Raw genomic sequence first — 12,537 nt, 5'->3', positions numbered from 1 at the left:
TTCTTGACCGAAGTGTAAAAGTTAAAGTATCCCGTCAATGACCTCCCACCATCGAGGGCTTTTTTATTTTTGATGACCATCCCCACTTTCTCGTTGTATAATAAATTCATGACGAAACGCATCGGCTTCATTGGGCAAGGATTTGTTGGCAAAGCGTACGCTGACAATTTTGCCGCACGAGGTTACGACATTGTTCGCTATAGCCTCGAACCTGCCTTCATCGAAAACCGCGAGGCGATTGCAACGTGCGACATCGTTTTCATTGCTGTCCCCACACCAACCACGCCACAAGGCTTTGACGACAGCGCACTAGTCGCTGCCCTTCCGCTAGTGCGTGATGGTGCTGTGCTTGTCATTAAATCAACCATCCTCCCTGAAACAACCGACAAACTACAGGCACTCCGACCAGGGGTTGCCATCATTCATGCGCCAGAATTTTTACGAGCATTGTACGCAGCTGAAGAAGTGGCGAACCCAGCTCGACATATCATTGGCGTCACAGAAATCTCACGACCACACGCCGAAGAAGTCATTGCTATTCTCCCACCCGCGCCGTACGTAAAAATAATGGACGCTCGTGCGGCGGCGCTTGTTAAGTACGGCGGCAATGTGTATCGCTACTTAAAAATTCTTTTTGCTAACTCACTCTACGAACTCTGCCAGCACTACGAAGTTTCATACGACGACGTGCGAGAGGCACTCGTGGCTGACCCCAATATTGAATCCTCTTTTACCGATGTTATTCATGACGATGGTCGCGGTGTTGGTGGGCACTGCCTTATCAAAGACTTCGCTGCCTACCGTCGGGCGTTAGAAGCGTCCGACTGCCCGCCAGAACTCCTAACCTACCTCAAAGCGGCTGAAGCTTTGAACGCCAAACTCCTCAAAGACAGTGGCAAATCACTCAATTTTCTTTCCGCTACCTACGATTCAAAAAACTAAACAGACACCAAAAACCACTCCGACTACTTGTCGGAGTGGTTTTTTATTAACAATCTGTACAGTGGAAGGAAACTTCAATATCTCTCGTGTTGCCACCCTTGCGGGGCCCCTCATAGTTCAACAAAGTTGAACGATGTGGGGTCGACTGGCTATGTTTTCATTTGTGAGAAACGAAACATATATATCTCCTTAGAAAGGAGGTGATCCATCCACAGCTTCCGCTACGGATGCCTTGTTACGACTTCGTCCCTATCACCAGCCTCACCTTCTACCCGGACTGGGTATTCGGGTGCGACCAGCTCTCTTGACGTGACGGGCGGTGTGTACAAAGCCCGAGAACGTATTCACCGCGCCGTGGCTGATGCGCGGTTACTAGCGATTCCGACTTCATGAGGTCGAGTTGCAGACCTCAATCCGAACTGGGGGGTTATTTTAGGATTTGCTCCGTCTCTCGACTTGGCGTCCCGTTGTTAACCCCATTGTAGCACGTGTGTCGCCCAAGGCGTAAGAGCCATGCTGACTTGACGTCATCCTCACCTTCCTCCCGGTTACCCGGGCGGTCTCCTGTGAATATTTAACACAGGATGAGGGTTGCGCTCGTTGAAGGACTTAACCCTACGTCTCACGACACGAGCTGACGACAGCCATGCAGCACCTGTCATCTGGTTCCCTTGCGGGCACTCTACCCTTTCGGGCGGATTCCAGAGATGTCAAGCCTTGGTAAGGTTCCTCGCTTAGTGTCGAATTAAACCACATGCTCCACCGCTTGTGCGGGCTCCCGTCAATTCCTTTGAGTTTTAGCCTTGCGGCCGTACTCCCCAGGCGGAATGCTTAAGGGGTTACCTTAGATCAACGACACTGACAGGGTCGATACTGCCAATGCCTAGCATTCATCGTTTACGGCGTGGACTACAGGGGTATCTAATCCCTTTCGCTCCCCACGCTTTCGTCCCTGAGCGTCAGAACTGTTCCAGTATGCTGCTTTCGCCTTTGGTGTTCTTGCTGATATTAACGCATTTTACTACTACACCAGCAATTCCGCATACCTCTCCCAGCCTCTAGCCTAACCGTATCTCACGCAGTGGTTCGGTTGAGCCGAACCATTTAACGAGAGACGCATTAGACCGCCTGCGGACCCTTTACGCCCAATAAATCCGGATAACGCTCGAGGTCTCTGTATTACCGCTGCTGCTGGCACAGAGTTAGCAACCTCTTATTCCTCAGGTACCGTCATTAATTCGTCCCTGAGAAAAGCCATTTACAACCCGAAGGCCTTCTTCTGGCACGCGGCGTCGCTCCGTCAGCCTTTCGGCCATTGCGGAAGATTCTTGACTGCAGCCTCCCGTAGGAGTCTGGGCAGTGTCTCAGTCCCAGTGAGGAGGGTCGCGCTCTCACGCCCTCTACCCGTCGTAGCCTTGGTGAGCTATTACCTCACCAACTAGCTGATAGGGCATAGGCCCCTCCCACATCGGCTTGCGCCTCTCATCCTTCAACTTAAGCCGAAGGATTATACGGAGTATTAGTCCCGTTTTCACGGGGTTATCCTCCTATGTGGGGTAGGTTACCAATGTGTTACTCTCCCGTCTGCCACTTCCGACTTGCGTCAGTCGTTCGACTTGCATGCCTTAGACACGCCGCCAGCGTTCATCCTGAGCCAGGATCAAACTCTCATGAGTATCTTCTTTTAAATATCTTGCGATACTTTCCAAGAAGGGTGCTGGTCCACGAGCACACCGGCTCGTTTATCCAGCGAAAAGAAATCAATGAAGTTTCCTTACCACTGTACAGTTGTCAATGTTCTGTTAGCTTCCGAAAAAACGATTGAAGAACTCCTCGACCGCTTCAATTGAAGCGGCGTAGCACGTTCTCTGGGTAATCGCTCTCGTCGGAAGAAAAAAGAGAGAAACCAAAGTTTCGCCCTTTTGTCTGCCTCCGAAAAAGCTTCTCGGGGACCACTACACTTGTAACGGCTAGCTAGTAAATAGCCTTTGCTATTAATTTGTTAGCCTACATATAATAAAACCCCCAGCCGGGGGTGTCAAGTGGTCATTTTTGCCGAGCGCGGGAGGAAACGAGGTGGTAAAACTGGTTCAGTTTTTCCATTCCTCGCCTCCTCCAGGCTCGGGTTTTGCTCAAACCTTTGGGGGCTTTGAGCGCTGATCGAATGCGCCGTCTTTCCAGAGGACAAAGGCCACAAGGGCGAACGGCCACCCAATGACTACATCAAACACAACGGTTCCAAGTACACCCATCGCAATCCTCCTCCGCTTTGATTGGAAAAAATAATACAGAGTTTACATAAAGCGGTCAACCATTGTGCCGAGGCCGAGGGAGACAACGGCGTCATCCCTCGGCCCCAAAGGCTCACTTTGGATAGATGCGACGGTACGTCGCATCAAACTCTTCATACCGGGCTTCCAGTTTCCGCCAGTAGCGCAGGAAACTGTACCAGTAACTACGGGCGTAGACGACTACCGGCCGGGTGCTCGATTTCATCGTTCCTTTCCTCCTCTTTTTTAGGACGTTGCGTAGTGCACTAATCCTAAAAGCCGTTACGTAGTCAGTCAAGTGGTTTTTTCTAGTCGCTCACTCTTACGCCATTCGTCAATTTTTTTATGATCTCCGGAAAGCAAGACCTTCGGCACCGTGTACTTTTTGCGCTTCCACGTAAGGATTTCTGGTCGAGTATAGTGCGGGTACTCAAGCGAACCATTCTCTTGTGACTCTTCTTTGACGAGTGCATCCCAGTGAGATTCTTCAGCCAGTGATTCCAGTCGAATAGCACCGGGCAAAAGCCGAGTAACCGCAGAAGTGATAGTCATAGCAGCCACGTCTCCATCGGTCAGAACATAGGGCCCAATCGACACTTCTTCGGCAGCAAGAATTTTCGTTACTCGTTCATCAATACCTTCGTACCGACCACTAATAATAACAAGGTGACCATACTGTTTCGCCCATGTATACGCCATTTTCTGAGTAAATGGTTTTCCCTTGGCCGACATAACAATAATTTTTCGTCGCTTTGCTGAAGTCTTACTGTTTTTTTTCACAGCCTCTACCGCTTTCAAAATAGGTTCTGCCAACATCACCATGCCTGCCCCACCTCCGTATGGTCGATCATCGGTCATATGCTGCGGACCAGCCGTAAAATCACGAATATTATGGGCGGCAATACGAACAACCCCCTTCGATTGCGCACGTTTTAAAATTGACGCGCCATAGTACGAATCAAATATATTTGGAAAAAGGGTAAGGATGTCTATCGTAAGCATAAGTCAATCATTACCTACTGAAGAAAAAAAAGCAAAAACATACCCCGACGTACGTCGGGGTATGTTTATCGTTCTACAAAAACGAACTAAATCTTGAGGTCGTCCACCGCACTAGTGTCGATGTCTTCGTCTCTCGTCATTGGTGCCGCTTCACGAGGGGCACGACTTGGTGCTTCACCCTGTGGTCGCTCAGCATCACGCTTCGCAAAACGAGCCTGTCGCTCTTCCTCTGGCTCGTAAATTTTTAGGTTCACCCGAGCATTATTCTTAGCGCCAACAACACGCAGCAAGGTTCGAAGCGCCTGGGCGTTCTGACCCTTTCGACCAATCACATATCGCTTATCGTCCTGTGCGACAAAAACGGTAATGAGCACACCCATTTCGTCAACGGTTCGCTCAGTGCGAACTTCGTCAGGACTATTCACTAAACCACGAACAACATACTCAACAAACTCTTGATCTTTTTCCATTGTTTTTAGTTACTATCTTTACTTCATTACATCCAGTACTGTCGACCTTGGGTATTAATTGCAGCCTGGAACCCCTTATGGGGCTTTGCTGAAAGGTAGCAACCTCCGCACGGCCTGTCAACGAATCTTAATAACAAAACCCTCACGCTCGTGAGGGTTTTGTTGGCCTTTAAATGTACGAGCAACTGTTACTCCGCAACCGGCTCTGTTGGGGCTTCAGAAGTTACTTCAGGAGTTGCCTCAGCTGCGTTCGCTGCTTCTGCGGCTTTTACCTTCTCTTCTTCCTTACTCTTCTCGGCGGCAGCCTTGGCAACCACTTCGGCCATCTTGGCCTTCTTCTTTTTACTCACCACAACTGTCTTCCGCTTGTCACCCGTCACAAGCTTCTGGTCAAGAAGCATGTTCCAAACTGTATCTGATGGTTGCGCTCCCTGCGACAGCCAGTACTGCACACGATCGGTCTTTAATACTACCGATGTTGGGGTAGAGCGCAGGTTACAATGACCAACAATTTCAATGTGGCTTCCCCACGGATCTCGGCCTTTTTCTTGAACGACAAATCGGTACGTTGGCTGCTTGCGCTTGCCGACACGACTTAAACGAATAGTTACCATGGCAAAATGACAAAAGTAAATTTAATTGCGCCCCATTCAGAGCGTCGACTGAGTATAGGTAAAAAGACTGGCCACGTCAAGCCGTCTCGGGCAGTGTTCGTTCAATATCCTCTAGCTTCAATGATAGTACTTTTGATGCCCCATCATCACTCATGGTAATGCCATAGAGAATATTTGCCTGATGCATGGAGGCTCGGTTATGGGTGATAACGACAAACTGCGTTCGATGAGAAAGTTGATCAATGATTTCTGCGAACCGCACAGAGTTCGCTTCATCAAGCGCAGCATCAACTTCATCAAGCACCACAAACGGCGATGGATTGGAAGAGATAATGGCACAAATTAACGCGAGAGATGTCAGCGCACGTTCACCACCCGAAAGCATACTAATGTGTTTCAATCGCTTCCCTGGCGGGGTCACCTGAATATCAATGCCGGTTCGTTCTCGTGACGCTTCAAACCCGGTCGAGTCCATACCACCCTCGTCGCTCACCCCAGGGTCGTCAACCGCCACCGCCACTAATTTTGCCGTACCACCATTAAAAAGTACGGTAAAAAACTTTTCAAAATCTTTGCTGATGCGTTGAAAAGACTCTGTAAATTGTCGGGCAATCGTTTCATCAAGCTCCCGCACCACACGCCGAAGGTCATGCGTTGCCTTGCGAAGATCCTCGGCTTCACCAGTTAAAAATTCAAACCGTGTCTTTGTCTCTTCGTACTCTTTTGCTGTTTCTTCGTCTATCGTTCCAATTTCTGCCAGGCGGCGCTTTAGCCCCTCCATGCGGTGCCGCATCTCACTTTGCTCTGGTTCAGAAAATAGTGTTGTCTCGGGTCGTGGTGTTGCGCCATTCAACTCTTCCGCAATTTCTCGATTCAACGCTTCACGAGTCGCACTTAATCGAGCGAGTGTAATTTGATGTTCATGTTCTTTCTCAACGCAACCACTTACGTGTTCACGAGCCGTGCGAACACTGCGTTCGAGGTCAAAAATAGTTTTATTTTTCTCTCGCTCTTTTTCGTGGAACTGCTGCATTTGCTGCTGAGCCGCATCAAGCGACTTAGCGAGATGTGTGGCCTCATTCTCAAACTGTTCTAATTCAGCAGTAAACGTAGTGTTTTCTGTATCGTCCTCTGTAGCCCCAAATAAATGGCCTCGAAAAACAACAAGATGCTCTCGCAGCGAATTGCTGTGCGCTTGAATAGCTACGCTATCTAGTTGCTTTTGTCCCTCTACTGCATCGAGTAAAGCACCCACCGTTCGTTCCAGCGCATGGTAAACTTCAGTTAATGCTGGCACCGATACTGCCTGGTTTACGGCTGCGCTACTCGCCGCCAGTTGACTTTTCAACCGTAAAATATTCTCACTAACCGCCGCTCGGGCATCCCAAATACGTTGATACTCGGCTGTTAAGCGTTGGTATCCTTCGCCGTCCCCAACAGTTCGTTCCAGTGTGCCAAATTGTTCTTCAAGTGTTTGTAACGTCTTTGTGGCTGTTTCTCTCAGTGCCGCAGCTGCATTCAGCTCTGCTTCACTTCTGCGCATAGCTTGCTGACTCTGGAACAAGGCGGAACCATAAAAATGATGTCGCAGCTCGATAAGTTCTTTTTCAACCTCCTCCCGCCGCTCTAATCTTCGAACCTGTCTTGTTAATGAACGAAGTCGTGGAGCAATTTCCTCAATGAGTACGTCGCCCTGTCGCAAATTATCTTCAGTTTGTCGCAACTTATGCTCTGCTTCTTCACGTTTTAACTGTAGGGGTCGGGTACCAGATGCTTCGTCAAAATAGGCCTTCCGTTCAAGTGGTGTGGCCATTAAAATGGCGTCGACCATACCCTGCCCTATAATACTGTAGGTTTTCTGTCCGCAGCTGGCCTCAGCGAGCAGGAGGGTGACATCTTGCAAACGAACTTTTTTATTATTAATGAGGTAGTCAGATTCACCGCTCCTATACAATCGTCGAGTAATTACGACTTCACTAAAATCGATTGGCGCTTGTCGATCCTCGTTATTCAAAAAAAGAGACACCTCGGCCATGCCAACCCGCGGCAGTTTCTCGGTTCCAGAAAAAATAACATCCTCAGACTTTTTACCCCGTAGAGATTTTAAACTTTGCTCTCCCATCACCCATCGCAAGGCATCGGCAAAGTTTGACTTACCGGAACCATTAGGGCCGACAATTCCAGCAACGCCACGACGCTCACCAGTTTTTGGCTGAGGGAACGTAAGGGTAGTTTTACGAACGAAGGTTTTAAATCCTTGAATTTCTAATTTCTCGAGGTACATGCGTTATTAACTAGTATGAAGCGAGCGCACCTTAACTAGCTGTCAGTATAAAGAATGCTCAGAGTCTCGTCGAGGAATCTACGGCTATATTTTAAGCCAGCTATGGTACAATTTCCTCATGCTTTCAGGGACTATCGTCAACATCGGCATAATGGTGAACGCATTTGTAAGCGCCACGGTTGCATTAGCATCATTGGCTCTAACGATACGTTTGACCCGCCGGCACACCTGGTCTACACCGGCGCTTGAGTCGTATACGTGGTTCTGGTGGTTTACAACCCTTGTGTGGGGCTGCTCTGCGGTGCGCTATGTGGCGGCAGGTTTAGGATACGCTGGGGAATGGATTGGTTACGCCGACATGCTTGTGCAAGCATCTGTTTTTTTTGGTGGTCCTGCCTTGTTCGCTTTTCTTGTTTTACGAGTGACAAACTCTCAATTGTTCAGCACTATAGCGGCGTTACTTTCGTTCTGTATGGGTATTGCCGCTTTGGCTTTCGTGTTACGGCCAGGCGGAATCCCTTTAAATGACGTGACGAGCTTTTCTGCCGAGGCAACGGTGAATATATACTCATTTCGCATTTTCGGCATTGAAGTAATAATACTCGCTGCGCTTGCCATCTATGATATCGTTCATCGCTTAAGAAACCGGGCAACAAATGGCGACGTCTATCAAGCACTGCTAGCTGCTCCTCTACTGCTTTACTTACTCCTGGGCAGTATAGACGAATCAAAAGTCATCACTAGTTGGCCACTTGTTGTTTTCCGGCTGTTATACGTTGCTGGTTTCCTGTTTGTGTACATTATCATCACTCATGACGAGGCGAAGGATGAAAGCCAACTTTTTGTAACACAGTCTGAAGGGTCATATGCCAACCAATGAAGTGATACCAAAAACGGAAGCACTAAAAAACCCGTTCACGGTTGACCTGAGCGCAGAAGTACCGCTGCCCAAACTACCGGCAACGCCAACGCTCGGCGTGAGCCGACGCTCTGTTTTTTTGCGCATCCTCATAACTTTTTTCATGCTATCGGTAACACCAATCGCAATTTCTGCGGGGTTAACCGTTACCATCTACCAAAGCTCCATTCGCCAATTCTTGCCAGAGAGCAGTGTCAGCCAAATCGAACAAGTACTCTTGGCCCAGAACATACTTATTCTGGTGCTTGTGGTTATTATGGTCATTTTTGCTGGAAGTATTATTTCTGCTTCTCTCGTTCGCCCACTCAAACGACTCGTCCGTCTGACGCACCTGGTTGGTGAGGGCGATCTGCAGTATCGACTAAAGCCGACGTCGCGAGATGAAATCGCTGAATTAACCGAGGCCTTTAACGTCATGATTGATCGACTGGAAGTCCAACGTCGACGCGAACAGCTCATTAGCCAAATGAAATCAGAATTCATCTCGATTGCGGCTCACCAATTGCGCACCCCACTGTCAGCAGTAAAATGGACAATGAAAATGCTCGGTGATGGAGATATTGGCCCACTTAGTCAAGAACAGCGTGACTTTCTCGATCGTGGATACAAAGTAAATGAGCGAATGATTCGGCTCGTTGGTGATCTACTCAACGTCGCCCGTATTGAAGAAGGACGTTTCGGTTATGTTTTCCAAGCAACTGATATGCTCGACTACCTCGAAAAGGCTATTGAGCGGTTCCGTGTTGAGGCAGCCGCGCACGGGGTAAGCCTTGCCTACGACAAGCCGAACTTCACCCTCCCGCCCCTACAGATTGATCCAGCAAAAATGGAGCTCGTACTGCAAAACCTCATTGAGAACGCAATCAAATACTCTCAGCCGGGCGGATTAATTGATGTCCGCGTAAAGAAGTATACCGATCATGCGGAGATTACGATTGAAGACCACGGCGTTGGGGTTCCGAAACACCAGATGCATCGACTTTTCACCAAATTCTTTCGAGGTGACAACGTCGTGCGAATGCAAACAGAGGGTTCTGGCTTAGGACTTTTCATTGTGAAAAACATCGTCAAGAACCACGGCGGCGACATCCATGCCGAGTCAGACGAAGGAAAAGGAACTCGAATGATTTTTACCCTACCATTATCGGCTGAAAAAATTCCTCAAAAGGAAACAACGTTCGAAGAGTTTGTTGGTGGACTCTAGGCACTTGCCGTGCGCAACGGATTGGTGCGATTACGAGCGACGTACTTTACAAGTTCAATCACCACGACATTAAAAAGTGCAACTACAAGGATGACACCGAGATGACGTGGCAGAAGCGCTGTTGTACCAAGATAACGCTGGAACAGAGGATGATAGATGGCAACGCCAGCCAGAAGCAGACCGAATGCGCTCGCCACCAATAGGAACCAATTACCCCGGAGGCCCGTCCGCCAAATGGGTTGGCGGAAAGAGCGCAGAGCAAAAATATACAGGAGTGGATTAATGGCAATAGCGGCAAACATGATCGTCTGGGCGTACAGTAAGGGATACGACAACCCCCAAAGAAAGAAGAAGTAGACGCCAACCAGCAGCCCGTCGCGAATAACCGCAGTGCCGAATATGATAATACGACCGTCAGAATCTAAGATTGGCGCACGACGAGGCACGGGTGGACGACGCATAACATCCTGTTCGCCTCGCTCAAACGCCAATGAAAAAGTCGGCAGCCCATCCTGAATAACATTTGCCCAAAGAATCATGACGGGCGTTAGTGGTAGTGGTGCAGCAACGAAAATTGCGGCTAAAATCAAGATAAGCTCAGTAAACGACGCCGAAAAAAGAAACAGTGCCACCTTCTTGATATTATCAAAAGCAATTCGCCCTTCACGAATGGCCGCGGCAATCGTACCCAGTCCATTCGTAAGCAGCACGAGGTCAGCCGCCTCCTTTGTTACGTCCGTCGCGGAAACTGTGGCGATACCAATATCCGCCGCACGTAATGCAGGGGCATCATTGATGCCGTCCCCGGTCATGGCGACTGATTCGCCATTTGCCAGAAAAGCCTGCACGATTCGCATTTTATGCTCTGGTGTAACGCGGCAATAAATTTCAATGCGAGACACCGCACGACGCAATGCGTCATCATCCAACGTATCAAGATATAATCCATCGGCAATAAACTCATGCGCTGTTCGAAACCCTAAAGTTGCACCAATCGCACTGGCGGTAAGGAGATGATCTCCAGTCACCATGACCACTCGCAGTCCAGCAGCCCGTGTTTCTTGTAATGTCTCGATAACGTCTGACCGAATTGGGTCAGCCAACGTATATACCCCACGGAACGTTAAGTCGTGAATCAGCACACGTGCGGCCGCAATGTCATGAGGCGCTTCTTTGATCGAAACTGTACGGTCAGCGACTGCGATTACCCGCAACCCTTTTCTCGCAAGCGTATCGTGCTCGGCTTTTAATGAAATCTGCTGAGAAGTACCTAATACCTCACCGTTTCCAAGTACCGATGACGAAGCGAGCAGTACTTCGGGTGCCCCACAAACAAGTATCCGCAAAACACCAGGGTCAGCCGGATCAGTCACAAACGTGGCAATGTATTTAGCGGTTGAATCAAAAGGTAAAAAAAATTGCTCAAGATAGTGTAATCGTGCATTCGTCAATTCACTATTTTGAGAAATTGCGTAATTCAGTTTTGCTTGATCTGTCGATTCACCACGAATAACCGTACCGACTTCTTGCTGTTCAATAACGGCTTCGTTCGCAAGTGCCAAAGTAAGAAGCGGCACTGTATTTGAACCTACAATATGGGCGCTTTGTACTTGCATTATGCCTTCCGTCAATGTTCCGGTCTTGTCTGTGCACACGACCGTTGTAGAACCCAAGGTTTCAGCAGCCAACGGTGTTCGTACAAGACCGCGCTGTCGCAAAATACGCGTCGTCGCAACGGCCAATACAACGGAGAGTGCTGCCACCAGGCCCTCCGGAATTGCAGCAACTGCCACAGCCACAGCGGTTTTAAAGGCAATGGTAAAAGGAATGTCGTTAATGACCCCAAGCACCATGAGTAAGCCACCAACCGCAAAGACGACCCAACCGATAGTACGAGCCAATTGCTGCAACCGTTGCTGCAGTGGTGTTTTGCTATTCACCTCCGAAGAGGAAAGCGCCGCAATTCTGCCCATTTCAGTTAACAATCCCGTAGCCACCACAACACCACTAGCTGCGCCGCGTTCGACGGTTGTTCCCATCCATACCATGCTGGTTCTGTCTGCCAAAACAGCCGCTTCAACAACTGGGTCGGTATGTTTCTTCACGGCAACGGATTCACCTGTCAGCAGTGCCTCATTTACGGCAAAGTCCGTAGTCTCAATAAGACGAACGTCAGCTGGCACCTTGCTCCCCGTCTTCAAAAGTACGATATCCCCGCACACAAGCTCACTCGCATCTACCTGCTTCGGCGTACCATCGCGCAAAACAATCGTCGTCACGCGAACGATTCGTCGCAGCGCTTCCATCATTCGCTGTGATCGATACTCTTGGAAAAAACCAATGGCGGCATTGATAGTAACAACGGTGAGAATGACGGTTGTATCAACCGTCTCGCCGAGCCATGCCGTCAAAATAGCGGCCAATAATAAAATAAAAATGAGCGGGCTCGTCAGCTGATGGAGGGCAAGTTGCCACCATCGTGGGCCAGAACGAAATGGCAACTCATTCATACCATCGACCAACCGCTGTTTTGAAACCGCCCCGACTGGTAAGCCGGTCGCTGGCACTACATTAAAATGTTCAAGCACTAATCGAACCGGCTCAGCATGCCAGGCAATATGTTTCGTATCTTGCATACCGTCAGTATAGCAAATTGACCAAACCTGTATTCAAAAAAATCTCTAGTCGCCTCTTTACTCGATGTAAGTCTTTCTCAGCTAGCTTTTATCAAATCATAGTGAGTTTCTTCTGAGCACGGCGACCGTAGAGCTCTGCTCGTTGTCGCGCGGAAGAAGAAACGAACGGCCTTTGCTGAAGGAAAGGAATATTAAG

At 49.0% G+C, this 12,537-nt stretch carries 9 protein-coding genes and 1 rRNA gene; 3 read left to right on the top strand and 7 right to left on the bottom strand.

What is annotated here, in order from left to right; all coding sequences use genetic code 11:
- Positions 1-108: 108 nt before the first annotated feature.
- Positions 109-942 carry a hypothetical protein gene (locus tag WC052_00395; GenBank protein MFA7286116.1) on the top strand — a complete coding sequence of 278 codons (834 nt, stop codon included), beginning with the start codon at positions 109-111 and terminating at the stop codon, positions 940-942.
- A gap of 193 nt (positions 943-1,135) precedes the next feature.
- On the opposite strand, the gene WC052_00390 is transcribed toward WC052_00395, so the two are convergent.
- From WC052_00390 to WC052_00365, 6 genes are all read right to left on the bottom strand, one after another.
- Positions 1,136-2,618, bottom strand: a 16S ribosomal RNA gene (locus WC052_00390).
- Positions 2,619-3,306: 688 nt separating this feature from the next.
- Positions 3,307-3,438, bottom strand: coding sequence for a hypothetical protein (locus WC052_00385; GenBank protein MFA7286115.1), 132 nt, complete (start codon positions 3,436-3,438; stop codon positions 3,307-3,309).
- Between the two features lie 68 nt (positions 3,439-3,506).
- Positions 3,507-4,214 (bottom strand): tRNA (guanosine(37)-N1)-methyltransferase TrmD, encoded by a 708-nt coding sequence (trmD, locus tag WC052_00380; protein ID MFA7286114.1) that lies wholly within the window; start codon positions 4,212-4,214, stop codon positions 3,507-3,509.
- A gap of 86 nt (positions 4,215-4,300) precedes the next feature.
- Positions 4,301-4,684 carry a KH domain-containing protein gene (locus WC052_00375; GenBank protein MFA7286113.1) on the bottom strand — a complete coding sequence of 128 codons (384 nt, stop codon included), beginning with the start codon at positions 4,682-4,684 and terminating at the stop codon, positions 4,301-4,303.
- 188 nt (positions 4,685-4,872) lie between these two features.
- On the bottom strand, positions 4,873-5,298 hold the full coding sequence (gene rpsP, locus WC052_00370; protein MFA7286112.1) for a 30S ribosomal protein S16: 426 nt from the start codon (positions 5,296-5,298) through the stop codon (positions 4,873-4,875).
- A gap of 76 nt (positions 5,299-5,374) precedes the next feature.
- The gene (locus WC052_00365; GenBank protein ID MFA7286111.1) at positions 5,375-7,582 is read right to left on the bottom strand and encodes an AAA family ATPase; all 2,208 of its coding nucleotides are present in this window, start codon (positions 7,580-7,582) and stop codon (positions 5,375-5,377) included.
- 118 nt (positions 7,583-7,700) lie between these two features.
- On the opposite strand from WC052_00365, the gene WC052_00360 reads away from it, so the two are divergent.
- Both WC052_00360 and WC052_00355 read left to right on the top strand, forming a co-directional pair.
- The gene (locus tag WC052_00360; GenBank protein ID MFA7286110.1) at positions 7,701-8,462 is read left to right on the top strand and encodes a hypothetical protein; all 762 of its coding nucleotides are present in this window, start codon (positions 7,701-7,703) and stop codon (positions 8,460-8,462) included.
- Positions 8,449-9,705: a HAMP domain-containing sensor histidine kinase gene (locus WC052_00355; protein ID MFA7286109.1), complete on the top strand. Its 1,257-nt coding sequence runs from the start codon at positions 8,449-8,451 to the stop codon at positions 9,703-9,705. Before WC052_00360 ends, WC052_00355 begins: the two co-directional genes overlap by 14 nt.
- On the opposite strand, the gene WC052_00350 is transcribed toward WC052_00355, so the two are convergent.
- Positions 9,702-12,341 carry an HAD-IC family P-type ATPase gene (locus WC052_00350; protein ID MFA7286108.1) on the bottom strand — a complete coding sequence of 880 codons (2,640 nt, stop codon included), beginning with the start codon at positions 12,339-12,341 and terminating at the stop codon, positions 9,702-9,704. The two genes, WC052_00355 and WC052_00350, sit on opposite strands and share 4 nt — an antisense overlap.
- Between the last annotated feature and the right edge of the window lie 196 nt (positions 12,342-12,537).

Source organism: Patescibacteria group bacterium, assembly GCA_041675205.1.
Classification (GTDB): domain Bacteria; phylum Patescibacteriota; class Patescibacteriia; order GWA2-46-9; family GWA2-46-9; genus JBAYUF01.
This window is presented reverse-complemented; position numbering and strand designations above follow the sequence as displayed.

Coding starts and splice junctions, on each gene's coding strand:
- WC052_00395 (MFA7286116.1), top strand. CDS start 109: ATGACGAAACGCATCGGCTTCATTGGGCAAGGATTTGTTGGCAAAGCG.
- WC052_00385 (MFA7286115.1), bottom strand. CDS start 3,438: ATGAAATCGAGCACCCGGCCGGTAGTCGTCTACGCCCGTAGTTACTGG.
- trmD (MFA7286114.1), bottom strand. CDS start 4,214: ATGCTTACGATAGACATCCTTACCCTTTTTCCAAATATATTTGATTCG.
- WC052_00375 (MFA7286113.1), bottom strand. CDS start 4,684: ATGGAAAAAGATCAAGAGTTTGTTGAGTATGTTGTTCGTGGTTTAGTG.
- rpsP (MFA7286112.1), bottom strand. CDS start 5,298: ATGGTAACTATTCGTTTAAGTCGTGTCGGCAAGCGCAAGCAGCCAACG.
- WC052_00365 (MFA7286111.1), bottom strand. CDS start 7,582: ATGTACCTCGAGAAATTAGAAATTCAAGGATTTAAAACCTTCGTTCGT.
- WC052_00360 (MFA7286110.1), top strand. CDS start 7,701: ATGCTTTCAGGGACTATCGTCAACATCGGCATAATGGTGAACGCATTT.
- WC052_00355 (MFA7286109.1), top strand. CDS start 8,449: ATGCCAACCAATGAAGTGATACCAAAAACGGAAGCACTAAAAAACCCG.
- WC052_00350 (MFA7286108.1), bottom strand. CDS start 12,341: ATGCAAGATACGAAACATATTGCCTGGCATGCTGAGCCGGTTCGATTA.